This window comes from Oceanicola sp. 22II-s10i, assembly GCF_002210105.1.
Classification (GTDB): Bacteria; Pseudomonadota; Alphaproteobacteria; order Rhodobacterales; family Rhodobacteraceae; genus Pseudooceanicola.
This window is the reverse complement of sequence record NZ_AQQU01000008.1, coordinates 134184-161069: the sequence shown is the minus strand read 5'-3', so window position 1 is coordinate 161069 and position 26886 is coordinate 134184. Positions and strand designations below refer to the sequence as shown.

The 26886-nt window shown below is 68.7% G+C and carries 14 protein-coding genes; 4 read left to right on the top strand and 10 right to left on the bottom strand.

Going from position 1 to position 26886, the window contains the following annotated elements; all coding sequences use genetic code 11:
• The first annotated feature begins 161 nt into the window (after window positions 1-161).
• Both ATO6_RS18875 and ATO6_RS18870 read left to right on the top strand, forming a co-directional pair.
• Window positions 162-9947, top strand: coding sequence for a hybrid non-ribosomal peptide synthetase/type I polyketide synthase (locus ATO6_RS18875; RefSeq protein ID WP_088625585.1), 9786 nt, complete (start codon window positions 162-164; stop codon window positions 9945-9947).
• Window positions 9947-12724 carry a condensation domain-containing protein gene (locus ATO6_RS18870; RefSeq protein ID WP_176441003.1) on the top strand — a complete coding sequence of 926 codons (2778 nt, stop codon included), beginning with the start codon at window positions 9947-9949 and terminating at the stop codon, window positions 12722-12724. The genes ATO6_RS18875 and ATO6_RS18870 overlap by 1 nt, the downstream gene beginning before the upstream one ends.
• Here the strand turns inward: ATO6_RS18870 and ATO6_RS18865 are convergent.
• Window positions 12709-13413 carry a 4'-phosphopantetheinyl transferase superfamily protein gene (locus ATO6_RS18865; RefSeq protein WP_088625583.1) on the bottom strand — a complete coding sequence of 235 codons (705 nt, stop codon included), beginning with the start codon at window positions 13411-13413 and terminating at the stop codon, window positions 12709-12711. The genes ATO6_RS18870 and ATO6_RS18865 overlap by 16 nt on opposite strands.
• A gap of 71 nt (window positions 13414-13484) precedes the next feature.
• On the opposite strand from ATO6_RS18865, the gene ATO6_RS18860 reads away from it, so the two are divergent.
• Window positions 13485-15275, top strand: a complete 1791-nt coding sequence (locus ATO6_RS18860; RefSeq protein WP_088625582.1) for a CocE/NonD family hydrolase — start codon at window positions 13485-13487, stop codon at window positions 15273-15275.
• Here the strand turns inward: ATO6_RS18860 and ATO6_RS18855 are convergent.
• The 3 genes from ATO6_RS18855 to ATO6_RS18845 all read right to left on the bottom strand — a co-directional run bounded on the left by ATO6_RS18855 (window position 15256) and on the right by ATO6_RS18845 (window position 20339).
• Entirely contained in the window at window positions 15256-16413 is a 1158-nt protein-coding gene (locus tag ATO6_RS18855; RefSeq protein ID WP_088625581.1) for a glycosyltransferase, read from the bottom strand. The genes ATO6_RS18860 and ATO6_RS18855 overlap by 20 nt on opposite strands.
• A gap of 15 nt (window positions 16414-16428) precedes the next feature.
• Window positions 16429-18621: a polysaccharide biosynthesis tyrosine autokinase gene (locus tag ATO6_RS18850; RefSeq protein WP_176441002.1), complete on the bottom strand. Its 2193-nt coding sequence runs from the start codon at window positions 18619-18621 to the stop codon at window positions 16429-16431.
• A gap of 239 nt (window positions 18622-18860) precedes the next feature.
• Window positions 18861-20339 carry a hypothetical protein gene (locus tag ATO6_RS18845; RefSeq protein WP_088625579.1) on the bottom strand — a complete coding sequence of 493 codons (1479 nt, stop codon included), beginning with the start codon at window positions 20337-20339 and terminating at the stop codon, window positions 18861-18863.
• A gap of 193 nt (window positions 20340-20532) precedes the next feature.
• Here ATO6_RS18845 and ATO6_RS18840 point away from each other — a divergent pair, with 193 nt between their 5' ends.
• A complete protein-coding gene (locus tag ATO6_RS18840) occupies window positions 20533-22212 on the top strand; it encodes a hypothetical protein (protein ID WP_088625578.1) in 1680 nt (559 codons plus the stop codon).
• A 24-nt stretch (window positions 22213-22236) separates the two neighbouring features.
• On the opposite strand, the gene ATO6_RS18835 is transcribed toward ATO6_RS18840, so the two are convergent.
• From ATO6_RS18835 to ATO6_RS18810, 6 genes are all read right to left on the bottom strand, one after another.
• Complete coding sequence (locus ATO6_RS18835) at window positions 22237-22632, bottom strand: cupin domain-containing protein (RefSeq protein ID WP_088625577.1); 396 nt, start codon at window positions 22630-22632, stop codon at window positions 22237-22239.
• 21 nt (window positions 22633-22653) lie between these two features.
• On the bottom strand, window positions 22654-23295 hold the full coding sequence (locus ATO6_RS18830) for an NADPH-dependent F420 reductase (protein WP_088625576.1): 642 nt from the start codon (window positions 23293-23295) through the stop codon (window positions 22654-22656).
• A 50-nt stretch (window positions 23296-23345) separates the two neighbouring features.
• Window positions 23346-24107 carry a carboxymuconolactone decarboxylase family protein gene (locus ATO6_RS18825; RefSeq protein WP_088625575.1) on the bottom strand — a complete coding sequence of 254 codons (762 nt, stop codon included), beginning with the start codon at window positions 24105-24107 and terminating at the stop codon, window positions 23346-23348.
• 106 nt (window positions 24108-24213) lie between these two features.
• Window positions 24214-25143, bottom strand: a complete 930-nt coding sequence (locus ATO6_RS18820) for a LysR family transcriptional regulator (protein WP_254919210.1) — start codon at window positions 25141-25143, stop codon at window positions 24214-24216.
• A gap of 59 nt (window positions 25144-25202) precedes the next feature.
• Complete coding sequence (locus tag ATO6_RS18815) at window positions 25203-26216, bottom strand: sorbosone dehydrogenase family protein (RefSeq protein WP_088625574.1); 1014 nt, start codon at window positions 26214-26216, stop codon at window positions 25203-25205.
• A gap of 61 nt (window positions 26217-26277) precedes the next feature.
• Window positions 26278-26748 carry a cupin domain-containing protein gene (locus ATO6_RS18810; RefSeq protein WP_088625573.1) on the bottom strand — a complete coding sequence of 157 codons (471 nt, stop codon included), beginning with the start codon at window positions 26746-26748 and terminating at the stop codon, window positions 26278-26280.
• Window positions 26749-26886: the final 138 nt, after the last annotated feature.

Below are 26886 nucleotides of genomic sequence, written 5' to 3'. Positions count from 1 at the left end.
CAAATTGACACCAAGAGAGATAGGGCAGACGTTGCCTTAACCCCGCAAAACCAGCGGGAAATTTTCATACCGGACCCAAATCTCCGGACGCCAATTACCTCGGACGCAATTCAGTCCATCGCCCAAAAAAGCCGGGCCTCAGACCGCGGAGCCTGTCGACAATGACCAAGGCAGAACAGACGGCAGATTTCGACCCCGCCCTCTCGGTCTTCGAGAGCGTGCGCAGGCACGTCGAAACGGCCCCCGAGGCGCCCGCCCTGTTCGGTCGGGGACGGTCGTGGAGCTATGCCGAACTGCATGGCGCGGCCCTGCAGGTCGCGGCGCGTCTGCAGGCGCTCGGTGTCGGTCCGGGCGATCACGTCGCGCTCTATGCCACCCGCTCGCTCGAGGCGGTGGCGGGGCTGCTCGGCATTCTGCGGCTCGGCGCGGTCTATGTGCCGATGGACCCGGCCTTCGCGCCGGAACGCATCGGCTTCATCGCCGGTGACATCCCCTTCCGCGCGGCGGTCTGTCCGCGCGAACACGACGCCGCCACGCACGCCGTCTTCGATCCGCGGGACGTGCCCGTCCTGACCGTCGAGGACTGCGACGACGACGTCGCCCCGCGCGACTGGCCGGATGCGGCGGGCAGCGACGCGGCCTGCGTGCTCTACACCTCCGGCACTACGGGCACCCCCAAGGGCGTGATCGTCACGCAGCGCGCCATCGTGGCGATGGCCCACGGCAACCCCGAGGTGCGGATGACCCCGGCGGATGTTTCGCTGTGTTCGGCCACGCTGGCCTGCGACGGGGTGCTCTACCAGCTGCTGGTTCCGCTCATGTCCGGCGCGGCCGTGTCGGTCGTTGAAACCCCGACCCCCGCGATCCCGGACGTGGCCGAGGCGATGACCCGCGACCGCGTCACCGTCACGTTGTGGTATGCGGGCCTGCACCATCTGGCCATCGCGCACCGGATCGAGGCGTTCGAAACCGTGCGGCTGAGCATCTCGGGCGGCGATGTCATGTCCGCGCCGATGGCGGAAAAGCTGCTGACGGCCTGGCCCGACATCACGCTGGTCAACACCTACGGCCCGACCGAGAGCTGCGTCTGGAGCACCTCTTGCCCGGTCACGCTGGACGACACCCGCGCGGGTGCGATCCCGATCGGCAGCACCATGCCGGGCGAAGAAATCGTGCTGCTGGACGAAGACCTGTGCGTGGTCACCGACGGCGAACCCGGCCAGATCGCCATCGGCGGCGTCGGGCTGGCGCAGGGCTATTACAACCGGCCCGACCTGACAGCCAAGGCGTTCATCGCCGATCCGCGTCCGGGTCGCGACGGCACGCTTTACCTGACCGGCGACCTTGGCCGCCGCCGTCCCGATGCCCGCTACGAGTTCATGGGCCGCGTCGACCGGCAGATCAAGATGGCCGGCCACCGGGTCGAGGTGGACGGCGTCGAACATATCTTCCGCGACCTGCCCGGCGTCCGCGACGCCGCCGTCGAACTGATCCGCCGTGCCGACCGCCCGCTATCGCTGGCCGCCTTCGTCATTCCCGAGGCCCCGGTCACGGACAAGCCCGCCTTCATCGCTGCGCTGAAGGACGCCTCGGCCCGCACCATCGCCCGCGACGTATTTCCGCGCGAAGTGGTGCTGCTGGAGGCGTTTCCGCTGAACGAGGCAGGCAAGCTGGACCGCAAGGCCCTGCGCAGGAGCGTCGAGGAAGCGCCTGAAAAGCCGGAGGTTTCCGCCGTCTCCCGCAAGGGCGTCCAGTCCGAGATCGCGGCGATCTGGCAGAAGGTCCTCGACTGCGGCACGCCCGGTCAGGGCGACACGTTCTTCGACCTCGGCGGCACCTCGATCCAGCTGATCGAGGCGCATGCCATGATCGAAACCGCGCTCGGTGTCCGTTTCGACATCGCGCTTATGTTCGACACGCCGCGCCTCGGCGACCTGTCCGCGCGCCTGTCCGAGATGGCGGGCACCGCGCCCGCAGCCGACACCGCCGCGCCCAGGGCCCTCGACACAGACGACCGCGCCGTCGCCATCGTCGGCATGGCCGCGCGCCTGCCGGGCGGCATCAAGCTGGACGACTTCTGGTCCGTCATCCGCGAGGGCCGCAGCGTCATCGAGCGCTTCGATCCGTCCGAGGCCGAGGACAGCTATGACGCCGCCACCCGCGCCGGATCGAATTACGTCCCCGCGCGGTCGATCATGCGCGACCCGGACAAGTTCGACGCCAAGTTCTTCAACATGCGCCCGCGCGAGGCCGAGCTGACCGACCCGCAGGGCCGCGTCTTCCTCGAAGTCTGCCAGGAGGCGCTGGACAACGCCGGGATCGACCCCGACCGCACGCAGGTCAAGATCGGCATCTTCGCCGGTTCCTCGATGTCCACCTACATGCTGGAGAACCTGCTGGCGAACCGCGCCGAGGCGCGCAAATTCACCACCGGCTTCCAGCTCGACTACAGCGTGCTGTCCGGCAATGATCAGAGCCTGACGGCCACCCGCGTGGCCTATCGCCTCGGGCTCACCGGTCCGGCGATCTCGGTCAACACCGCCTGTTCGACATCGCTGGTCGCGATCAACATGGCCGTCGAGGCGCTGCGCGCGGGCGATGCCGACGTGATGATGGCGGGCGGAGTGTCGATCACCTTCCCGCAGAAACGCGGCTACCTTTTCCTCGAAGGCGGCATGGCCTCGCCCGACGGCCTGTGCCGTCCTTTCGACGCGAATGCGGGCGGCACGGTCTTCGGCCATGGCGCGGGTGCGGTCGTGCTCAAGCGCCTCGGCGATGCGCTGCGTGACGGCGACCACATCCACGCGGTGATCCGGGGCGTCGGGCTGAACAACGACGGCGCGGCCAAGATGTCGTTCACGGCCCCGTCCGTGCAGGGCCAGACGGCGGCGGTGCGCATGGCGCAGGCCGATGCCGGGGTCACGCCGGACCAGGTCGGCTATGTCGAATGCCACGGCACCGCGACGCCGCTCGGCGATCCCATCGAGGTGTCCGGGCTGAAGCAGGCTTTCGGCACGACCGGCGCGCGGACCGCGCTCGGCTCGGTCAAGGGTAACGTCGGCCATCTGGACGCGGCGGCGGGCGTGGTCAGCGTCATCAAGCTGGCGCTCATGATGCAGAAACGCGAACTGCCGCCGATTGCGCATTTCCGTGGGCTGAACCCGCGCATCGACCTTGGCGACACGCCGTTCTTCGTGCCCGAGGCGCCGACCGAATGGGTCAGCGACGGCGCCCGGATCGCCGGTGTCAGCTCGTTCGGCGTGGGCGGGACCAACGCCCATGCGATCATCGAGGAAGCCCCCGCGCTGGCCGACCGTGACGCGCCGCGCTGCGGGATGACCTTCCTGCCGCTTTCGGCCAAATCGCCCGAGGCGGTCGTCGAGATGGCGCGGAGCCTCGCCGACCGGATCGAGGCGGATGCCGCGCTCTACCTGCCCGACGTGGCACATACGCTCCAGCAGGGCCGCCGCGTGCACGACTGGCGTGCCGTGACCGCCGGCGCGGACCGTCCCGCGCTGGTCACCGCTTTGCGCGAGGTGAAAGCGCCGAAGGCCGCCGTGAAGGACGAGGTTTCGGACGTCGTGTTCCTCTTCCCCGGCCAGGGCTCGCAATACCCCGGCATGGGTGCGGACCTTTACGACAGCGAACCCGAATACGCCCGCTGGATCGACCGGGGGGCCGAGATCCTCGAACCGATCATGGGCCGCGACATGCGCAACCTGATCCTCGGCCGCGACCTGTCGCAGGACGAGGCGGCTGCCGCGCTGCGCGAGACGTGGATCACCCAGCCCGCGCTGTTCCTGACCGAATTCGCGCTGGCCAAGCTCTGGCAGTCGCGCGGGATCGAACCGACCGCCTGCATCGGCCATTCGGTCGGCGAATTCGTCGCCGCCGCGCTGACCGGCGTGATGTCCTTCGAGGACGCGCTGACGCTGATCGCGAAACGTGGCCACCTGATGCAGGACCAGCCCGGCGGCGCGATGCTGTCCGTGCGTGCCCCGATGGAGGCGCTTAAGCCCTTCCTCGACGACAGCACCGACCTTGCCGCGCGCAACGCGCCCAAGCTGCAGGTCGTGGCCGGTCCCTTCGCGGCCATCGACGCGCTCGAGGCGCGGCTCAGCGCGGCGGATATCGCCTGCCAGCGGCTGCACACCTCGCATGCTTTCCATTCCCAGATGATGGACCCGGTCGGCGCGCCCCTGCGCGAAGCCGCCGCCGCCATCACGTTGAACGCCCCCGACCGTCCGATCGTCTCGGCGGTCACCGGGCGCGAACTGACCGCAGCCGAAGCCTGCGATCCGGCCTACTGGGCGGATCAGGCACGCGCCTGCGTCAACTTTCAGGCCGCTCTCGAAGCGGTCACCCAGACAAGGTCTCCGGTGTTTGTCGAGGTCGGCCCAGGCCGCACCCTTTCGGCTTTCGCCGCCCAGACCTTGGACCGCAGCAGCCATCGAGGCTTGGTTCAAACGTTGCCGGATCATACCCAACCGGTCTCTGATGACTTCTCGATGGCCGCTGCGGTCTCTTCACTGTGGAGCGCGGGCCTGCCCGTCGACTGGACCCGTCAGGGCCCGGTCGGATCGCGCAAGGTTCCGCTGCCCCCCTATCCGTTCCAGCGCCAAAGCTACTGGATCGCCCCCAAGGAGGACGCACCCGCGGCAGTGCCCGCGCCCGTCGCTCCGGTTGTTCAACCCTCGGAAGGTTCCGTCATGACCGACTTGTCTCCGAATTCCGTCCCCGCCGCCGCGCCCGCCGACCGCATGCCGCGTCTGGTGGCCGAGATCGCCGCCCTGCTGGCGGATATGTCGGGCGAGGATATCGGGACGGATGTCGCCGGAGAGACCTTCCTCGAACTTGGATTCGACTCGCTCTTCATGGGTCAGGTCAGCCAGGCCATCGGGCGGCAGTATGGCGTTGAGATCGGCTTCCGCCGCTTGCTTGCGGATGTTTCGACCATCACGCTGCTGGCCCAGCATCTCGATGCCGAGATGCCCGCCAACGCGGCACCGGAACCCGCGCCGCAGCCTGTCGCGGCGCAGCCCGCGCCTGTCGCGCCCGCGCCCGTGGCCCAGCCGATGCCGGCTGCCGTACCTGCCGCCACAGCCTCTGCGCCCGTCGCGGGGCTGGAAGGCATCATGAAGGCGCAGATCGACGCCATCCAGGCGGTGTTCGCGCAGCAGCTTCAGGCGCTCGGATCGGGCGTCCCCGCACAGGCCGCGGCACCGCAGCCGGTGGCGGCACCCGCCGCGCAGCCCGCGCCGCAACCCGTCGCAGCGCCCGCACCCGCCCCCGTGGCGGCGAATGCCCCGGCGAAGCCCGCCGAGGCCGAGGACAAGCCCGCCGGCCTCAAGTTCGGGCGCGGCCCCAACGTGACCGGCGGCACGATGACCGAGGCGCAGGTGGCCTTTGCCCGTGACCTCGCCGCCCGCTATTCGGCCAAGCATCCCGGCTCCAAGGCCTATGCCGCGAAGCACCGCAAGGTCCATGCCGACCCGCGTACCGCGGCCGGCTTCCGCGCCGACTGGAAGGAACTGGTGTTCCCCATCGTCGCCGAGCGCGCCAAGGGCGCCTACCTGCATGACGTGGACGGCAACACCTTCGTCGACGTGGTCAACGGCTTCGGCCAGACCGCATTCGGCCATTCGCCGGACTTCGTGACCGAGGCCGTGGCGCGTCAGATGGAAAAGGGCTTTCCCATCGGACCGCAGGCCGAGCTCGCCGGGCCGCTGGCCGAGAAGTTCGCCCGTTTCGTGGGCCACGAGCGCGTCACCTTCTGTAACACCGGGTCCGAGGCCGTCATGGCCGCGATGCGTGTCGCCCGCACGGTGACGGGCCGCGACCTGATCGTGGTCTTCGACAAGGATTACCACGGCCAGTTCGACGAGGTTCTGGTCAAGGGCCGCGCCAGGGGCACGGACCCGAGCGCCCTGCCCTCGGCCCCCGGCATCCCGCGGTCGAGCCTCGCCAACATGAAGGTGCTGACCTACGGCGCACCCGAGGCGCTGGACTGGATCCGCGACAACATGCGCGACATCGCCGCCGTGATCGTCGAACCGGTGCAAAGCCGCCATCCGGCCCACCGTCCCGCCGATTTCGTCCGCGAGATCCGCAGGCTGACCCGCGACGGCGGTGCCGCGCTGGTGATGGACGAGATCGTCACCGGCTTCCGCACCCATGCGCGCGGCATGCAGGGGGTCTGGGACATCAAGGGCGACATGGCCACCTACGGCAAGGTCGTCGGCGGCGGCATGCCCGTCGGCGTGCTGGCCGGTGACGCGCGGTTCATGGACTCGCTCGACGGCGGCAACTGGAATTACGGCGACGACAGCAAGCCCGAGGCGATCCCGACCTTCTTCGCGGGCACCTTCGTGCGGCATCCGCTGGTGCTGGCCGCCGTCGACGCCTCGCTCGACTTCATGATCGCCGAGGGCGACCGCCTGTGGAAAGGCGCCGCCGACCGCTGCGCCGATGTGGCCGGCCGGATGAACGCCGCTATGGCCGCGCGCGGCCTGCCGCAACTGGTCGAGACCTATTCCAGCTGGTTCGTCATCCAGGTGACCGAGGCCGATCCCCGCGCATCGCTGCTCTATCCGCTGATGCGGATGGAGGGGGTGCATGTGATGGACGGCTTCTGCGGCTTCATCACCACCGCGCACACCGACGCCGATTGCGACCGCGTCGTCGCGGCCTTCGAGACGGCGCTGGATTCGCTGCTGTCGGTCGGCATCCTCGCCGATCTGCGCAAGGATCCCGCCGCCCCGCTGCCCGCCGCGAAACCGTTCGAGCCGCTCAAGGGCGTGCCGCTGACCGAGGGCCAGCGCGAGATCTGGATGAGCCACCAGATGGGCGGTGCCGCCGCCGCCGCGTTCAACGAAAGCACATCGCTCGTCATGAACGGGACGCTGGACAAGGCCGCGCTCCAGACCGCCTTCGACGCCGTGATCGCGCGCCACGACGCGCTGCGGCTGCGCTTCGCGCGCGACGGGTCCACCGTCGATGTGATGGCGCCCGAGACCAACCCGATCGGAGAGATCGACCTGAGCGCCGAGGCCGATCCGCAGGCAGCACTTGCCGATGCCATCGCCGCTGACTCGGCCATCGGCTTCGACATCACCGCCGAAGCGCCGATCCGCGCCTTCCTTGCCAAGCTGGGCACCGACCGGCATGTCATGGTGATCTGCGCGCACCACATCGTCGCCGACGGCTGGTCCTTCGGCGTGATGCTGGACGATCTCGCCCGGCTCTATTCCGCCGCACATGAGGGCCGTCAGGCGGGCCTCGCCCCCGCGCCCTCCTTCGCCGCGCATGCGCAGGCCGAGGCCGCGCGGATGGCGAACCCCTCGACCATGGCCTACTGGAAATCGGTCTACGACACGCCGGTCGCCCTGCCCGACCTGCCGCTGGTCCAGCCGCGCCCCGAACGGCGCAGCCATACCGCCGGGACCGTGTTCCACGAGATCGGCCTCGACACCGTGAAAGCCGCCCGCAAGGCCGGGGCCAAGCAGGGCTGCACGCTGTTCGCGACCGCCTTCGGGGCGATGCAGATGCTGGTCCACCGCCTCAGCGGCACCCGCGACGTCGTGCTCGGCGTGCCGACCGCGCAGCAGCAGAACCTGCCGAACCCGGCGCTGGTCGGGCATTGCGTGAACTTCCTGCCGGTCCGCGCGACTATCGCGGAAAACGTCAGCGTGGCCGAGCACCTGAAACTGGTCAGCGCCCGACTGAACGAAGCCTTCGAGCATGGCGACACCACGCTGGGCGCCATCGTCCGCGACCTGGCCATCCCGCGCCAGATCAACCGCCTGCCGCTGACCGAGATCGAGTTCAACCTCGAAAAGCAGAGCGATGCGTCCGGCATGTCGGGCCTCGACGCCAGCTTCCATGCCAATGCCAAGACGGGCCTGAACTTCGACCTGTTCTTCAACGTGGTCGAAACGCCCCAGGGGCTGCGGATCGAGGCGCATTACAACGCCGACGTTCTGGATGCCGCAACCGTGGCGGGCTGGACCCGCGCCTACGAGAGCATCCTGACCCAGATTGCCGCCTCGACCGACCAGCAGGTCGCGACCCTGTCGCTGACCGGCGGGGACGAGGCGGATGCCGTGATCGACGGCGTGCAGATGGCGTTCGACCGCGAGGCGACGCTGACCACCTTCCTCGGCACCCGCATGGCGCAGTTCGCCGATGCGATGGCCGTCGAGGACGCGGCGGGCCGGATGACCTATGCCGAGTTGAACACCCGCGCCGACGCCCTCGCCGCGCTGGTTCAGGCGCAGGTGCCGGGCCGGAACGCGCGCGTCGCGCTGTCGATGACCCGTGGCCGCGACATGCTGGCCGGGCTGCTTGCGATCCTCAGGGCCGGGCACACCTACGTGCCGCTCGACCCGCGCCAGCCCTCCGCCCGTCTGAAACAGATCGCCGAGACCGCCGAGGTCGCAGCCGTCCTCACCGACACGCCCGAGAACGCGGACTTTGCCGCCGACGCAGGCAAACCGGTGATCCTCGCCTCCGAGGCACAGGCGGGCACGCGCCCGGCGCCGGTCACGGTGTCGGCGGAGGATGCGGCCTATGTCATCTTCACCTCCGGCTCCACCGGCACGCCCAAGGGCGTCGCGGTCCCGCACCGTGCGGCGGTGAACTTTCTCACCTCGATGGCCGCCGAGCCGGGCCTGACCGCCGCCGACCGGATGCTGGCCGTGACCACCGTCATGTTCGACATCGCCGCGCTGGAACTGTTCCTGCCGCTGTCGGTCGGCGCGGGCGTGGTCATCGCCCGGACCGAGGACGTCATCGACGGCTTCAAGCTGGTCGAGCGTCTGAACCAGGGCGACGTGACCGTCATGCAGGCGACCCCGACCCTCTGGGACATGGTCCTGACGGCGGGCTTCACACCCAATGCAGGGTTCCGCATGCTCTGCGGTGGTGAACCCCTGCCTGCCGACCTCGCCGCACGCCTGACGCAACAGGGCGCCGAGCTGTGGAACATGTACGGCCCGACCGAGACGACCATCTGGTCCGCCGTCCGCCGCATCCTGCCGGGCGAGCCGATCACCATCGGCCACCCGATCGCCAACACGCAGCTCGTCATCCTCGACAGCGCGGGCCAGCCGGTGCCCGAGGGCGCGACGGGCGAGCTGAACATCGGCGGCGACGGTCTGGCCATCGGCTATCACGGCCGCCCCGACCTGACCGACAAGGCCTTCCGCGACATCACGGTCGCAGGGCAGACCCGGCGGCTCTACGCCACCGGCGACCTGGCCCGCCGCCGCCCGGATGGCGAGGTCGAGGTGCTGGGCCGGATCGACACGCAGGTCAAGCTGCGGGGTTTCCGGATCGAACTGGGCGAGATCGAAACCGCCCTGCGCGCCATCCCCGGCGTCGACAAGGCGGCCGTCGACCTGCGGGCGCGCGGATCGGGCGACAAGCAGCTCGTGGGCTATGTCGTGGCCGAAGACGGTGCTGCGCCCGAGGGCGCGGAGCTGACCGCGAAGCTGGCCGAGGTGCTGCCGGACTACATGATCCCGCGGGCCTGGGTGATGCTCAGCGCGCTGCCCCAGACCGGCAACGGCAAGCTGGACCGCAAGGCGCTGCCCGATCCGCAGGACACCGCCAGCGTCACCCCACTGCGCGAGGCGGCGGAGCCCGAGACCGAGACCGAGCGCAGGATCGCCGCGATCTGGGGCGAGGTGCTGGGCCGCGACCGGGTCGGCGTGACCGACACGCTCTTCGCCCTCGGCGTCGACTCGCTGGCCGTCTTCCGGATCGCCGCGCGGATGCTGAACGCGGGTCTGAACCTTGAGGCACGGCACATGTTCGCCCATCCCTCGATCCGCGAACTGGCGGCGTTCCATGACGGGCGCGGCGGCTCGACCGACGGACCGGCGAAACCCTCGCTCAAGGATTTCCGTGCCGGCGCCCGCCGCGCGGGACGTGGAGGAGCCAAATGATGGCCAAGGATTTCGACCGCACGCCGGTCACCGAGCAGGACATCATCGCGGAATTCCCGCTGAGCACCACGCAGACGCGGTGCTGGTTCCTGAACGAGATGAAGCCGGGCAACCCCTCGCTCAACGTCGCCGTCCGGTGGGAAGTCCGGGGCGATCTGCAGGCCGCGAACCTTGAACGCGCGTTCCAGAACGTCGTCGACCGGCACGAAATCCTGCGCACCCGCTTTGTCGAGGTCGACGGGACGCCGATGCAGCAGGTGGTGGAGCACGTTCCCTTCCGCCTCGGCCTCGTCGACATCCGAGCGGTGCCGGCGGACCAGCAGGCCGCCAAGATCGAGGAGATCGCCCACGAGTTCGCGGCGCGGCCCTTCGACCTCGGCCAGCCCGGCCTGCTGCGCGCCACGCTGATCCGCCTCAGCGCCGACCGCGCGCTGCTGACCTACGTTTTCCACCAGAGCGTCTTCGACGGCTTCTCGATCCGCGTGCTGGGGCACGAGATCGGCACGGCGGCGCAGGCCTACGAGGAAGGCCGCCAGCCCGACCTGCCCGACCTGCCGCTGCAATACGGCGACTTCGCGCTGTGGCAGAAGGAATACCTCGCCTCCGGCGTGCTGGAGGAGGAAAGCGCCTACTGGCTGAAAACGCTCGACGGCATGACCTATTTCGAGATCGAGCCAGATCGCCCGCGTCCCGCCGTGCGCGGCACCGGTGTGTCCAAGCTGGCCGCCTCGATGGACGACGGCTTCGGCGACCGGCTGCATGCGGCGGCGCAGGCGGCGGGCGTGTCGACCTTCGCCTACGGCACCGGCATCTTCAGCGCCTGTCTGCACCGGATGAGCGAGGCGCAGGACATCCTCTTCGGCACCCAGATCGCCGGGCGGCTGGATTCCGACCTCGACACGCTGATCGGCGTGTTCATCAACAACCTCGTCCTGCGGTTCGAGGCGAAACCCGACAGCACCATCGCCGATCACACCGCCCGCGCGGGCAAGGTCGTGCAGGGCGCGTTGTCGCATCAGTCGATGCCCTTCAACGCGCTGGTCGAACGGATGAACCCGGCCCGCGATCCGTCGCGCACGCCGCTCATCTCGATCAACTTCAACCTCCAGAACGTGTTCATGGAGAGCAAGGACTACGGCGGCTTCGCCCTCGTCTCCTCGCCCTCGCATGCGCCGGGGGCGATCTATGACCTGAGCCTTGCCGTCATGGGCCGTCCGACCGGCTGGCAGATGGTGCTGGAATATTCGAACGAGCTGTTCGACACCGAAACCGCGCAGGCGATCCTGGAACTGGCGCAGGGGGCGTTCGAAACCGCCTTCGCCTCGCCGCAGGCCAAGCTGTCCGAACTGCCCCTGCCCAAGCATCTGGCCGAACGCCGTCAGGGCGACCGCCGCGCGATTGCCGCGCTGGAACAGGCCCTGACCGCGATCCCGATGGTGCGCGAGGCCGCCGTGGTGCGGACCGCCGACGCCTTCTTTGGCTTCGTCGTGCCGGGCGACACCGGCACGGTGCCGCTGGAGGATCTGCCGGGCAGGATCATGGACACGTTGGCCACCAACCCTGACGCGCAGGGCCTGACCGGCATCAGCCTGCTCGGCGGCTTCCCCCGGACATCCACGGGCGCGGTGAACCGGACGCTGCTGCGTGTGCCCTCTCGCGCCACGGAAGTCGTGCGGACCGCCACGGCACGGCCGGAGGTGCTGACCGCGCTGCAGGCGGACTGGAAAGACATCCTCGGCCTGACCGACGTCACCGCCGACGCGCATTTCTTCGACCTCGGCGGCCACTCCGTTCTGGTGCTCAGGCAGCTGTCGCGCATCCGCGACCGCTGGGACGTGGCGCTGGACGTGACGCAGGTCTACGAGAACCCGACGCTGGGCGATCTCGCCCGGCTGATCAGCGCCAAGCTCGACGCGCGCGGCGGGACGGCGACCGAGGACGCGCCCACGGACGACTGGCAGATCATGCGCCTCGGCAAGACCGGCGAGGGTCAGCCGCTGGTGGTGGTGAACAACGCCGCGACTGGGCTGGTGCTGTCGACCATCGGCTCGCACAAGCGCAAGGTCACCTGCGTCCGCGAATACGAAAGCGGGCGCAAGCTGGACCTGACCGAGCGGCCCTTCACCGAGATCGCCGCCGACTATGCCAAGATCGTCCGGCGTGCGCAGCCCGAGGGGCCTTACCTGCTCTACGGCAACTGCGTGCACGGCAACCTTGCGCTGGAGGCCGCGCGGCATCTGCAGGCCGACGGGGCCGAGATCGCGGGCGTCGTGATGAAGGACGTCTGGGAAATGAGCTATGTCGAGGACCTCGAACGCTCGCCCTCGGCGAAGTGGCGCGAGAAGATCCACGCGTTGCGCAACCGTCTCCGGGCCGTCCGGAACGGCGAGCTGTCGCTCGCGGCCTTCCTCGGTTCCTACCGCATCGTCCGCGCGACCGGCGTGCTGCGGTTGGCCAGCGCCCTAGGGCTGGTGGACCGTGTCCGCCAGACGGATCTGGAGGCCGACCAGGAGCGCTACATCGCCTTCGTCACCCGGATGCGCGACAGCTACCGCGCCGCGCCGGTCGATTTCCCGGTGCTGCACATCGTCACCAACGCCTCGCCGCGCGGCGACTGGTTCAGCCCGTCGATCGGCTGGGAACGGGTCGTGGCCGGGGACAAGCTGAAGACGGTGCATCTGGACCGCGTGCAGGTCCTGCGCGATCGCCGGATCGGGGTGGAGGGCATGGCCGCCGAGATCGAAGCGTTTCTCGGGGAAACTCAGGCGGGCGCGTGAAAATGCAGGCCGGGCGGACAGTCGACGCATCTCAGCGTGACCTCGCCCGGCGCCCTGACCGCCAGCGCACCGACCATGTCGGGGCCCAGTTCGAAATGCGCGAGCTGCCAGTCCGCCGCCTGTCCGAGCGCCGGGTCGAGGCGCGTCATCAGCGGCGCGTCGCCGGGGCGCAGCGTCACGTCGAAAGCGTCGAGCGGGATCGACAGCCCGTCGCCCATGGCCTTGACCACCGCCTCTTTCCGCGTCCAGCAGCGGAAGAAGCCCGCCGTCCATTGATCGGAAGGCAGCGCGGAGAGACTCGCATATTCGGTGGCCGAGAAGAAGCGCTCGGCCACACCGTCCTCGATCTGGCGAAAGGCCTCGATATCCAGGCCGAAATCCATCGAGGGATGAAGCGAGAGGCAGGCGATGCCGTCGGAATGGCTCAGGTTGAACCATGGGCCACCCGTGACGAACGGCTTGCCATGGGCGCCATAGCCGAACCGCACCGCAGCGGGCGCGCGCCCCATCTCGGCCCCGAGGATTTCACGCAGACGCCCGCGCCCGAGGATATAGGCCCGCCGGTCCCGGTCAAAGACGAACCGCGCCGCGCGCGCCGCCTCGTCCTCCGACAGGTGCGCGGCCATCCGGGCGACCGCGTCGTCCGGCCCGGTCAGCCGCCAGAGATGGATCGGGAATTCGTGGGTCACATGCGCATCCGGTTTGCCGGGGTCCAGCCTATGCGGGGCCGCGCGCGCGGGTCGAGACGGAAGGGACTGTGATGAAGTGGATTGTCCTCGCCTGTGTCATCGGCGCTCTGGCAGCCGGGGCGGTCTGGCAGCGGAACCGGATCGTTACCCTCCTGCGCGGCGCCAAGGCCGAGGTGGAGTTCCGCCGCTTCGCCGCCGATGTCGGCGGCACCCGCCTGCCCGAGGTGCGGATCGCGATGGCGGACGGCGTGCATCTGGCGACCGACATCTATCTGCCTGATGGCGCGGAGGGCACCAAGCTCCCCGCCATCATGATGCGCCTGCCCTACGGCAAGCGACGCTTCGGCGAGGCGCTGCACTGGATCCGCCGGTTCACCGCCGAAGGTTACGCGGTCGTCGTTCAGGACATGCGCGGCCGCTACGCCAGCGAAGGGGTCTTCACGCCCTATGCCGACGACCCGACGGACGCGGCGGCGACGCTCGACTGGATCTCGGCACAGGGCTGGTCGGACGGCAAGGTCGGCACGATCGGCTGCTCGGCGCTTGGTGAAACGCAGGTGATGCTGGCCACGCAGCGCCACCCCGCGCACCGGGCGATGATCCCGCTCGGCGCGGGCGGTGCGATCGGACGGCTGGGCGGGACCTATTCCTACTTCGGCGCGTTCGAGGGCGGGATCCTCGACCTCGCCTCGGCCTTCGGCTGGTTTTCCGAGGCGGGCGGCAAGACGCCAGACCGGATGGGCCTGCCACAGATCGACTACGCCGCCGGCCTCGCCTCCCTGCCCGTCCGCGACGCGGTGGCCCGGTTCCGCGCGGACCCGACCGAGTTCCGCATCATGCTCGACCATTACGACGACGCGGCCTACTGGGAGCGGAGCAATTTCATCGCAGGGGACGAACGGTTCGCTACGCCCTTCCTGATGGTCGACGGCTGGTATGACCGCGCCCGCGAAAGTCTGATGCTGGCCCAGCAGATGCGCGAGACAGGGGCCGACGGGACGGTGATGATCCTGCCCGCGCTGCACTGCGGTCTGGGCTGGCAGCTGCAGGAAGGGCGGATCGGCGACCTGACCCTCGACCCCGCGCAATGGATCGACATGGAGGCGCTGTTCCTGGAGGTCATGGACCACCACCTGCGCAGCGGCCCTGCCCCGGACCTGCCGCCGGTCCGTTACTACATGCTGGGCGCGAACGAATGGCGCGACGCGGAGAGCTGGCCGCCGGAAGGCACGGCGGAACAGGTCGTCTTTCTGGGCGCGGAAGGGTTGTCGGACGCGCCGACCCAGCCGGGCGATCTGAGCTACACATCAGACCCCGCCAATCCGGTGCCGTCGGTCGGCGGCAACATCTGCTGCACCGGCCAGCCGGACCTGCGCATGGGACCGGTCTTTCAGAACGAGATCGAGGGGCGCGACGACCTGCTTGTGCTCTCCAGCCAGCCCCTCGATACGCCGCTGAGCATCGCGGGTCCGGCCTTTGCCGACATGAGCCTGACCGCGGACGTGCCCGACACTGACCTGATCCTGCGCCTGACGGATGTCGACCCGCAGGGCAATTCCCTGCTGATCACCGAAGGCGTCCTGCGGCTGAGGTATCGCGAGGGGATGGACCGCAGCGTCCTGATGACCCCCGGCGAACCGGTCCGGGCCGAGGTCATCCTGCGCGACATCGCCTACAAGGTGCCTGCGGGTCATCGCCTCAGGCTGCACGTCGCCAGCACCAGCTTTCCCCGCCTCGCCCGCAACCTGAACGGCGGCGGCGATCCCTATGCGGAAACGGAACCGCACAAGGCGCGGATCACGATACACGTGGGCGGGGAAACGGGGTCGAAGCTGCGGATCGTCACTCTGCCGGACGGCTGAGCCGCGCGGGTGTCTCGGGCGCCAGATCGACGGGCAGTATCCGGGTGATCCCGGCACGGAACGCGCCCTCGCTGAACCGGCGGGCATGGGTGACGAGCACCGATGCGTCGACCTCGTAGAGCCGCTGTGCCTCGAAGCTCTCGATGGCGTCCACCAGCCCGTCCACCGTCTGATCCTTGAACAGAACACCGGTCTTGCCGGGCACCACGGTGTCCCGCGCGCCGCCACGGTCGTAGGCGATCACCGGGCGGCCCGCGGCCATGGCCTCGACCGGAACGATGCCGAAATCCTCTTCTCCCGGAAACACCAGCGCCCGGCAGCGGGCCATGTGGTCACGCAGGGTGTCGAAATCGGTACGGCCGAGGAAGGTGATGTTGGGCCCTGCCCGTTCCGCCAGCGCATCGCGGGTCTTGTCCGGCCCGCCGATGACCACCAGCTTGCGGCCCATCCGGTTGAAGGCATTGACCACCATGTCGGGCCGCTTGTAGGGCGCAAGCTCTCCGGCCCAGAGGTAGAAATCGCCGACCTCGGATGCAGGCACCGGCGCGAAGGCGTCGACGTCGACCGGCGGATGCACCACCTCGGCGTCGCGGCGCCAGTATTTGCCGATCCGATCGGCCACGTGGTTGGAGTTCGCCGCAAAGGCATCGACCCGCGCCGCGCTGGTCACGTCCCAGCCCCGCAGGCGATGCGCGACATGGGGCAGCACCATCCGCTGAAGCCGCCCGGCGGACTTCAGATAGACGTGATACTGGTCCCACAGGTAGCGCATCGGCGAGTGGCAGTAGCACAGGTGATAGGCGTCCGGCGGCACGATCACGCCCTTGGCCGGTCCCGCCTCGCTGGAGATCACGAGGTCGTAGCCGGTCAGGTCGATCTCCTCCAGCGCGCGGGGCATGAACGGCAGGTAGGACTGGTACATCCGCCGCGCGAAGGGCAGCCGCCCGACACGGGTCTCGATCACACGGTGCGCCCGGATGGTGTCCGAGATTTTCTCGGGCACGTAGACATGGGTGAAGATGTCGGCCTGCGGATACATCCGGCACAGCGCCTCGAGCACCTTTTCGCCGCCGCGCATCCCGACCAGCCAGTAGTGGATCAGGGCGACACGCGGGCCGGTCGGACGGGCGAAGGTCATGGCGAGGTTCCCGGCTCAGTACTCGTAGGAATAGATGTCGTCTTCGGCCATCTTCGGCTCGACCCGCGTCATCACCTGACCCGACAGGTCCAGACCGTTGTGGTCGAGCATTGCAAGCGCCCGGCGCAGCGCGGCGCGCGAGGTGGAGTCGTGGCGCACCAGCATGACGCGCTGATCCACCGCGCGGGCCAGAACCAGCGTTTCGGCCACCGGCAGGATCGCGGGACAGTTCACGAGGATCACGTCGTAATACTGCTTGAGCTCATCCAGAACGCCGGAGAGCCATTCGGTCGAGATCATGTCCGCGGCGCCCGGCGCGGTCGTCCGGCTGGCCAGCAGGTCGAAACCGCGGCCCGCATCCGTCTGGACCGCTTCCAGCAGGTCGCAGTCGCCGCGCATCAGGTCGATCAGGTCATTCTGCATCGGCAGCTTGAGTTCCGACTGGATGGTGTTCTTGCGGAAATCGCAGTCGATGACGCAGACCAGCTTGTTCGACAGCTCGGCCACGCGGGCCAGCAGCAGGGTCGTGGTGGTCTTGCCCTCTTCCTGCAGCGGCGAGAGCAGCGCCACGCTCTGCGGTTCGCCCGCGTCGTCGCTCAGCCCCAGCTCGGTCCGCAGTTTGCGCATGGCTTCGACGACCGGACCCATCGGAACCTCGTCGACCTCGCGCATCGCCTGACGCAGCGACCTCCACTGGCGTTCCGGCACGCTGGCCAGAACCGGCAGGCCGGTGTCGTGGACCAGTTCCTCGGAGCTGCGGTAGCTGCGGGTGCTCAGCTGACGGAACCCGGCGACGCCCAGGCCGACCAGCGCACCAAAGACCAGCCCCAGCAAGGTGATCAGCTTGGGCCGCGGCGCCGACGGCGCGCCGGCCACGGTCGCGCGTTCGATGATCCGGGCATCTGCCTGCTGAAGCTGTTCCTGCGTCCGCGTTTCGGTGTAGCGGTCGAGCAGTTCGGTATACATCCGCCGCGCCGCATCTGCTTGCCGTTCGAGCTGGCGCAGACCGATGGAGTCGCGGGACATATCGATGGCCTGAGTTTCCGCCTCTTCCAGCGACTCGCGGATGGTCTGTTCGCGGATCTCGGCGATCTTCACCTCGTTCTGAAGCGCATCCAGCGCCCGCTGATACTCGGCACTGAGCGCGCGGTTCACCTCTTCCAGCTTGTCGGCCAGCTTGCGCCGTTCCGGGTGACGCTCGTCAAAGCGACGGGCCCATTCCGCGTCCGAGGCCATGATCTCGACCCGGCGGTTGGCCAGTTCCTCGATCGTGACCGAGGTGAACATGCTGCCGAGCGCCTCGTATCCGCCCTCGCGGATCAGGCGCGCCATCTCGTCGTAGCGGGTGCGGGTGGCGACCCGTTCGACGCGGGCCTTTATCAGTTCCTCGTTCAGGCTGAGAATGCGCTGTGACAGGATGTCGGCGCTGGTGCCGTTCGACGCGAGGCTCCGGGCGCGGTATTCCTCGACCGCGTCCTCGGCGTCCTGCACCTGACCGTGCAGTTCGGCGACGCGCTGTTCGATCCAGTCGGCGGCCTGTGTCGCGGACCGGCGCCGTCCGTCGAGCTGCTGCGAGACATACTGGTCGGCCACGGTCGCGGCGATCAGGGCAGAAAGCTGGGCGTCGATCGTTTCGGCCTTGATCGAGATGACGAACGCCTCGCCGTCGCGCCAGGTGGTCAGGTGCTTGCGGATCGCCCATGTCAGCCGCTCGGCGCGTTCCAGCCGCGCCAGCTCCTCGGCCTCGGGCGTTTCTTCTGTCTGGCTGACGAACAGCGACTTGATGCCGGATTTCATCCGCGCCACGATCCCCGGCTCCTCGGCGGCCGGGTCGATCAGGTCCAGCGCGCCGGGCTGCTGCGCGTCGATGCTGTCGATGACGTTTTCCAAGAGCAGGTTGGACCGCATGATCGACAGCTCGCTGGCGACGACCTGATCGTTCAGCTTCAGGTCCGACACCACCTGTTCATCGGTCATGACCCGCCGTTCGCGCGGATCCAGCAGCACCTGCGACACCGAGGTAAAGGTCGGCGTCATCTGCAATGCGATGCCCGCGGCCAGCAGGCCGAACACGAGGGTCGAGCTGAGGATAAGCTTGCGTTCGAACCAGACGCCCCGCGCAACGGCGCGCACATCGACGGAATCGTCGGCGGCCGCCGACGCCATGCGGCGGGGGGCAATGGGGCCGCGATCGAAGATATCGGTCATGCTGACTACCATCGTTTGGTCCGTTCCTGCGGTTGTGCCCTGCGGCCTGCTGCCCGTTAAGTCGGGCGGGTCGACCGGGTCCGCGGCGGTCCGGCATGTCCCCTGACGGGGCACGAAAGCCTACCGCGACATCAGCCGGACCGGGCCGCGGGCCAGCCGCGTTTCATAGTCCTTGGCAGCACCATGTCGGGCACAGGAAAGACCTGTCAAGTTTCGGCCAGATTATTGACACAAAAGGCTTATTTCAGGTCCAATGCGGGTGACAATGCCGCGTTTGACAGTCGATTGTTGCGCAATGCGGCATGGCCGGAATAAGGCAGTTCCGCCCCGTTCCGCCGGCTGAGAATCGCCCCACGGTTGAGCCCCGCAGCCAATCCGCAGAAGGCGAAAAAGATCACGCCCATATCCGGCGTCGCCCCGGTCAGGAGAGCCGAGATCAGGAAGGCCAGACAGGCAGAACGCGAAGCCCTGACCGCGGCCGAAGGCGGCTCGCGCCGTGCGCCACGCCCGGCCGGTCCGGTCATCACCGACAGGATGAACATGCCGAACAGGAATGTGCCGATCACCCCGATGCTGGCCAGTGTCGCCATCAGCCAGCTCGACGCCCGCACGGCGCCCAGCCCCGCCCCCATGGCGTAGGTGTCCACAAAGTTCTTGAATGCCTGCGCGTTCCAGCTCATCCGCTCGATCCCGGAGCTGCTGGACATCTTGTTGAACAGCACGTCGTCAAAGAACTGGCGCACCGGTTGCACGGTCGCATAGGTCGCAAGGAACAGCAGCAGGACGCCCCATGCGGCCAGCGCCGCCGTCATCCCGATCGCAAGGGCCCGGCGTTCGATCCGCCCGTTCAGGTTTCGCCAGATCCCGAACATCGCGACGGTGACCAGATAGGCGATCAATGCGACGTAGGAGGCCGACGAGGTCGACCGCACCACCGCCACCGCCGACAGGACCATCAGCGCCGTGACCCAGCGGGACCGCGGCCCGGACAGCCAGTATTGCAGCCAGAACGCGAACAGTCCCAGACCGTAGTAGCCATAGCTGCTGGCCTCAGGAAAACCGCCGACCATGCGCTTGAGGCCCGCCATATAGGCCCCGTCCAGCATCGAGTAATTCGCGCTGCGCAGGATCGTCAACAGGTCTGGCAGACCGACCGCATGGCTCAGCACGTCGATCCAGCCGAGCGCGATGTTGATGACCGTGGCGACGGCGACCGCATGCACGACCATGCGCGCATCGGGCCGCATACGGAACACGGTGGCCAGCGCATAGAAGGTCGCGACACCAAGCATCAGCCGGAACAGCTGCGTCAGGTTTCCCGTGCTCGGGCGCAGGGGCACTTCGATGATGCCGTGGCGCCCGATGTCGCGGGTCAGGCTGAACACTTCGGTCTGGCCCTGGAACAGGCGCGGGAAAAACAGCGTCGCGACGACGCAGAAGACCGACAGCAGCAGCAGCCAGAAGCCCGGCTGTCCGACCCGCATCGACCCGGCGATCTGCCGCAACCCGCCCGGCAGCAGCGCGACGAGCGCAAAGATCGACACCGCCGCCAGATCGGCGGCAAGGATCGACGCCCCGCCGAGCGCGGGCATGTTGAAGGCCGCGGCCGCCCCGAACGGAGTCGTGGCTATAAAGATCCAGAGCCCCCGGTAAGGGCCCTTCACGGTCATCATCGCGACGGCAAGCAGTGCGAGGACGGAACTCGGGACAATCTCCATGGGGTGTTATGGGGGCCTCGGACCCCGCTGCGTCAAGATCGCCGGACCTCACCGCCGCGTGCATTGTCCCGGCTGCCGGACAAGAGCACGGAGCGACCCGCAAGTGTTCACGAAACGGGGACAATTTCCTGCTCCGCTTGCGCGCCGGGCGCGAAGCCCCCAGTGTCGGAGGAACAGGTGGAGGAGCGGTTGAATGCGCGGTTTCGGTCTCTTGCTGGCACTCTGCACCGGCCTGTCCGGGGGGGCTCAGGCGCTCGACCTCAGGGGCCCTGCCTTGGCTGTCGCCTCCAGTTTCGGCCAGTCGATGCCGCCCGATCTGCTCGACCGCGCACTCTCGCTCGGGGTCCGCGATTTCCGGGACGAGCTGTTCTGGTTCCGGACCGAAGGCGACGACGGCCGGTTCCGCTTCGACACACCGCTTTCGAACTACCCCGACCGGATCGGCGCGGCGGGCGGCACGGTCAGCCTGCTGGTGAACAACGGCCACCAGAACTACGAGGACGGTGCGACGCCGCTCGGCACACGCGCGGTGCGCGGGTTCGGACGCCACGCCGCCGCCGTCGTCCAGCGTTTCCCCGAAGTGACCTCGGTCGAGGTGGGCAACGAGTTCAACAGCGACGGCTTCGTCTCGGGGCCCCTGCGCGACCGCGACCTCGACGCCCGCGCCGCCGCCTACACCGCCCTGCTGCAATCCGTGCACGAACAGGTCCGCGCCGTGCGGCCCGAGGTGCGGATCATCGGCGGCGGGGTGCATTCGGTGCCGACCGGCTACCTGCGCCGGATGCTGGAGCTTGGCGCGGCCGACTACATGGACAGCATCGCGCTGCATCCCTACGACACGCCGGTCGACCAGCTGCGCCGCGAAATCGACGTGATGCGGCGGCTGCCGGGGCTGGCCGAGATGCCTGTCGAGATCACGGAGTTCGGGTCGGAGTCGACGGCCGAGGCCGCCAACACCTTCCTGCGCGGCTACTGCCAGATGGCACTGTCCGGCGTATCCCGGCTGGCGTGGTATGCCCTGAACGAACGTGGCGACGGCTTCGTCCCGCTAATCGGCGCCGACCTTCAGACCACGCCCGCCTTCGACTCATGGACGCTGGTCCGCGACCGGATGGAGGGGCGCGCGGTCATTGATGCGTCGCCCGATCCGGTCACCTACGGCTGCCTGTTTGACGAGCGTGTACTGGTGATCTGGGGCGAACCGCGCGAACTGACAGTGCTGGCACCGGATGTCCGGGCCGTGGATGCCACCGGAGCGCCGCTGGACGGCGACCAGTTCACCCTGCAGACCGACGCGCCGGTGATCCTGCTCTCCGATCGCCCGATCAAGGCGGGGCGCGACTATCGGCTGGGCCCTCAGGGCGTGATCGCCGACAGCTTTCACCAGTTCACTTTTCCAGACCCCGACCGCCCCGGCACCTCGTCCGACCCGTTCCGCCGCTTCCTGCGGTATGGCACCAAAGAGTTTGACCTGCAGACCATGCCCGGACAGGACAAGCCCGGCCGCCCGTGGACCCCGTGGCTGGGCCTGCCCGAGGACGAGAGCGCCCGGCTGCTGGCGAACGTGATTCTGCCCGTCTCATCGTCAGGACAGCCGGTCGAGATCGTGCACGCCTTCACCGCGCCCGAGCCGATGCGGCTGGACGTTAAGGCCAATTTCGAGGTTCTGGGTGACGGCGGGGACGGGATTACCGTGACGGTCCGCCGCAATGGCACCGCGATCGGGCGCTGGACGGGTCGGGACCGCTATGCCTTCGAGCGTGCGGATCTGGCGCTCAACACGGGCGACACGCTGGAAATCGCCGTATCGGCAGGCGGCAGCGCCGACGGCGACCTGACCGCCTACCGGATCACCCTGCGGCGCCCCGGCTGAGCGGGGCGCGCGCGAGCGCTACGGTCAGCCGCCGTAATCGGTGTCCGAGACCTTTTCCATCCACGTCACAGCCGTGCCGTCGATGCTTTCCTGGATGGCGATGTGGCTCATCGCCGTTTCGGGCGATGCACCGTGCCAGTGCTTTTCGCCGGCCGGGAACCAGACGACATCGCCCTGGCTGATTTCCTCGATGGGGCCGCCCTCGCGCTGGACGCGGCCACGGCCGAAGGTGACGATCAGGGTCTGACCGGCAGGGTGCGTGTGCCACGCGGTGCGCGCGCCCGGCTCGAACGTGACCTGCGCGCCGCTGGTGCGGCCCGGCGCCTCGGCCTGGAACAGCGGGTCGATGCGGACGGTTCCGGTGAAATAGTCACCGGGGCCGGGGTTGGAGGGCATGGTGCCCGAACGAACGATCTTCATGGTGGTCCTTTCCCTGCGCGCTCAGCGCAGCTTGTCAAAACGATAGGTCAGCGCCGGCCCGCCGGGCTGGACATAGGCCAGCTCGACGGTCGCCAGCGCGAAGGGTTCGATGAACCGTGCGTTCCGCAGCGGCCCGCAGTCCAGCGGGTCGAACCCGATGTCACGGATCAGGTCGCCCGCCACCGCCCGCGCCCCGGCATCATCGCTGCAGGTCAGGACCTGAGGCGCAGGGCCGTCCCCGACGCCCTTGCTGCGGAACACGGGTTCGAAACTTTCCGAGGGGTTGGTGTTGAAGCACGACACCCAGCGGGCCTCGGGGCGCAGCCGGGCAAGCTCCTCGGCCCCCGAGGTGGTCATGCCGACCACGATATTTTCATTGGCGTCGTCCAGCGGCACGCAGCAGTTCAGCACGACCGTGCCCGCCAGATCGCCCGCCTGCGCCAGCACCTCGCCGGTCCGTGACCAGTGCACGGCCAGCAGCACGGCATCGGCCCCGGCGACCGCCTCGGCCACTGTCCCGCTGGCCGCACCGGCGTCCCGCGCGAAGCGGTCCAGCCTGGACTGGCTGCGGGCGTAGGCAAAGGTGACCTCGTGCCCGCAGGCCGCCCAGATGCGGCCAAGCTTGCCGCCCATGAGCCCGCTGCCAAGGATTCCGATCTTCATTTCCGTCTCCGTGGGTGGTCCGGCGGGGCTGCCTCGCCGGACCGACTGTGTCATTCGCTGCGCGACTCGAACACCTGCTTGGCGACCGGCATGGCCGAAAAGACCTTGGGCCAGCCCGCGTAGAACGCGAGGTGCGACAGCATCGCGCCCGCCTCTTCCTGCGTCAGGCCGTTGTCCATCGCCCGGTTCAGGTGAAAGGTCATCTGCTCTGGCTGACCGGCGGCGATCAGGGCCGCCACGGTCACGAGGCTGCGGTCGCGCGGTTCCAGCGCCGGACGCAGCCAGAGGTCGAGGAACAGCATCTGCTCGGTGTAGTCGACCATGCTCTGGCTGACGTTGCCGAAGTTGCCCTGCACGTTCTCCTGGCGGGCGGCCTCGGCCTCTTCGTTCAGGGGCAGCAGTTCGGGGTCGGCCGCGGGCAGATCCTCGACCGCGATGCCGCGCGCCTCGTAGACCGGGGCCATCGCCTCTGCCGCGGCGGTCGCGTTGCCCCAGCCGGTGTAGAAGGCCAGATGGGTGATCGTTTCCGACAGCTCCGCCGGGGTCACGCCGGCATCCAGCGCCAATTCGACGAAGGCGCCGAGGTTCTCAGTCTCGTGCCGGGTCGTCAGGGCGGCGAAGGTCACGAGCGCCCGGTCGCGGACCGAAAGGGCATCGGCGGTCCAGACGGTGCCGAACAGCCCCTCGCCCGAATAGGCCTCCAGCGCGGGCGCGACCCGGCCGACGGCCTCGCGCAGCGTGGTGGACACGTCCTGTGCGGTGGCGGTGTTGGCCATCAGGGCAAAGGCCGAAGTTGCGATCAGGGTTCTCATGCGCGTCTCCTTGTGGTGCGGTGTCTGTCACAAGGATCTGGGGCGGGTCCATGCGGACTTAATGGGGCGGCGGCTCAAGCCACTCATGACCGCCGCTCATCAGTCCTCAGGCCTTCTCGCGCAGCGCCTCCAGAACGACCTCGAAGGCCGAGGACGGGCGCTGTCGACTGGGATAGTAGAGGTGGAAGCCCGGAAAGGACGGGCAGTAGTCATCGAGGCAGGTCCGCAGCTCGCCCGCGTCCAGCAGGGGCTGCGCCAGCCGTTCGGGGATCAGCGCCAGCCCGTGCCCGTCCCGCGCCGCGCGCATCACGGGGTTGATCGTGTTGAAACAGGCCTGCCCCTGAACCTTGACCCGGATCTCGGTCCCTTCGCGATCCTCGAACTCCCACGCGTAAAGCGCGCCATGGGTCGACAGGCGCAGGTTGATGCAGCGGTGATCGGTCAGGTCCTGCGGCGTTTCGGGCACGCCCGCCGCATCGAAATAGTCGGGCGCGCCGACGCAGATCATCCGCTCGTCCGGGCCGATCCGCATGGCGATCATGCCATCGCTGACCTGCTCGCCATAGCGCACGCCCGCATCGCACTGGGATTCCGCCAGATCGGTATAGCCATAGTCCATCACGAACTCGACCTTCACCGCCGGGTATTCCTTAAGCACGGGCGACAGCTTGGGCCAGAGGATCGACTCGATGGCGTATTCCACCGCGACGATCCGGACCGTCCCGGTGGGCTGGTCGCGGGAGTCATTGAGCGCCTGAAGCCGCGCCTCAATCTTCTCGAAACAGGGGTTCAGCGTGGCCAGCAGGTCCTCGCCCTCGATCGTCGGGGCGACCGAGCGGGTGGTCCGCGTCAGCAGCCGCAGGCCGAGGCGCTGTTCCAGCCCCTTGATCGTGTGGCTCAGCGCCGATTGCGACACGTTCAGCCGTGCCGCCGCCTTCGTGAAGCTCCGCTCCTCGGCCACGGCGGCCAAGGCGATGAGGTCGTTGATATTCTCGCGCAGCATGAGGGTCGCCTTGAGCTGACTGTCCAGGATCATTGGTGGTCCCCTCAGATATATGCACGCGACTCATGGAGTCTATGGATTGTCCTCGGCCCTCACCGGCGGATCAGCACCAGCCGGTCGTCGGACGGCCCGTCACGGCGCGGCGACCGCGTGGTGGTGATCGCCCATATCCCCTCGTCAGTGACCAGCACGTCCCGCGTCCGCGCGCCGATGTCGACCGCGGCCGAAACCGCGCCGTCCGGCGTCACCGACAGCAGACCTCCGTCCCGCAGGGCCGCGACCAGCAGGCGGTCGCCGTCCCAGGCCAGGCCGGAGGGTGCCCAGGTCGTTCCGCCCGAATGTGCCAAGGGCGGTTGCAGGCCCTCGCCGGTCTCGTCGCCCTGGATCAGCGGCCAGCCGAAATTCGCGCCCGCCTCGATCCGGTTCACTTCGTCGTGACCGGACTGCCCGTGCTCGGCCGCGAAAAGCTGTCCGTCGCCGTCCCACGCCAGCCCCTGCGGATTGCGGTGTCCCAACGACCAGACCGGCGAACCGGCGACCGGGTTGTCCTGTGGCACCGTGCCGTCGGGCGTCAGTCGCAGGATCTTGCCGGCGAGGCTCTCCATGTCCTGCGGACGCTGCCGGTTCTCGGTCCAGCCGGTGCTGACGTAGAGCATCCCGTCCGGCCCGAAGGCGACGCGCCCGCCGTTGTAGAGCGAATGGCCCGGAATGCCGTCCAGCAGCACCCGCGTCTCGCGCCATGCCTCGCCATCCAGCACCGCCTCGATCACCCTGTTGCGACGGTCGTCGGGGGTGCCGTAGTGCTGATACAGCACCACGCGGCCCGTCCCGGCGAAATCGGGGCTCAGCGCCAGTCCGAGCAACCCGCCGCCCCGGTCGTTCAGCACCGGTTCGCTGGTGTGGACCGGCAGACGGCGGAACGCCCCGTCGCGCCAGATGCCGAGCGTGCCCGCCTTTTCGGTGATGTAGATCGCGCCGTCATGCGCCTCGATGTCCCACGGGTAGTCGAGGCCGGTCAGCACGGTCTCGGGCGTCTGCGCCGACAGGGGCGCGGCGACGGGAAGCGCGAGCAGGGTTGCGGCGATGGCGGTCTTGAGGCGGTTCATCGAAATCCCTCCGGTATCCGGGTTCGCGGCGCGCGACTTGGATCGCGCGCCGCACCGCCTGTCAGTCGGCGTATTCTTCGTCGGTGACATGCTCGCCCCATGTCACGGCGGATCCATCGACCGAAGCCTGGATCGCGTAGTGGGTGACCGAGGTGGCGTCGGTCGCGCCGTGCCAGTGCTCGACCTCAGGCGGACACCAGACCACGTCGCCGGCCTGCATGACCTGCTTCTCCTGCCCGCGTTCCTGCACCCAGCCGGTGCCATGCGTCACGACCAGCATCTGGCCGGCGGGGTGGGTGTGCCATGCGGACCGCGCGCCCGGCAGGAAGGTGACTTCGCCCGCGCTGACGCCCGCCATTTCCGGCGGGAAGACCGGCGCGACATAGGCGGTGCCGGTGAAGGTCTCGGCGCTGCCGACCTGTCCGGCGCGGTCCTCGGCCTTGGTCACGGTCATGGACTGCGCGACCGCTGCCGGCGCGGCGAACGCGAGGGCAAGCGTGGTGGCGATGGCGGGGGCAATAAAGCGTTTCATGTCTGGTCGTCTCCGTTGTCGGTGGCGGCCTTGGGGCCATGGTCAGGCGGTGCCTGTGGCCATGAGGTATGCCGACCGGCGTCCGGGATAATGCGCCCGAGGGCGATTGCATCCATGAGGCGCGCTCATCAAACGCGC

Bases quoted from the DNA above. Each gene is read 5' to 3' on its own strand.
- ATO6_RS18855 (WP_088625581.1), bottom strand. From the start codon at position 16,413: ATGACCTTCGCCCGTCCGACCGGCCCGCGTGTCGCCCTGATCCACTAC.
- ATO6_RS18825 (WP_088625575.1), bottom strand. From the start codon at position 24,107: ATGAGAACCCTGATCGCAACTTCGGCCTTTGCCCTGATGGCCAACACC.
- ATO6_RS18845 (WP_088625579.1), bottom strand. From the start codon at position 20,339: ATGGAGATTGTCCCGAGTTCCGTCCTCGCACTGCTTGCCGTCGCGATG.
- ATO6_RS18810 (WP_088625573.1), bottom strand. From the start codon at position 26,748: ATGAAACGCTTTATTGCCCCCGCCATCGCCACCACGCTTGCCCTCGCG.
- ATO6_RS18835 (WP_088625577.1), bottom strand. From the start codon at position 22,632: ATGAAGATCGTTCGTTCGGGCACCATGCCCTCCAACCCCGGCCCCGGT.
- ATO6_RS18870 (WP_176441003.1), top strand. From the start codon at position 9,947: ATGGCCAAGGATTTCGACCGCACGCCGGTCACCGAGCAGGACATCATC.
- ATO6_RS18820 (WP_254919210.1), bottom strand. From the start codon at position 25,143: ATGATCCTGGACAGTCAGCTCAAGGCGACCCTCATGCTGCGCGAGAAT.
- ATO6_RS18860 (WP_088625582.1), top strand. From the start codon at position 13,485: ATGAAGTGGATTGTCCTCGCCTGTGTCATCGGCGCTCTGGCAGCCGGG.
- ATO6_RS18850 (WP_176441002.1), bottom strand. From the start codon at position 18,621: ATGACCGATATCTTCGATCGCGGCCCCATTGCCCCCCGCCGCATGGCG.
- ATO6_RS18875 (WP_088625585.1), top strand. From the start codon at position 162: ATGACCAAGGCAGAACAGACGGCAGATTTCGACCCCGCCCTCTCGGTC.
- ATO6_RS18830 (WP_088625576.1), bottom strand. From the start codon at position 23,295: ATGAAGATCGGAATCCTTGGCAGCGGGCTCATGGGCGGCAAGCTTGGC.
- ATO6_RS18815 (WP_088625574.1), bottom strand. From the start codon at position 26,216: ATGAACCGCCTCAAGACCGCCATCGCCGCAACCCTGCTCGCGCTTCCC.
- ATO6_RS18840 (WP_088625578.1), top strand. From the start codon at position 20,533: ATGCGCGGTTTCGGTCTCTTGCTGGCACTCTGCACCGGCCTGTCCGGG.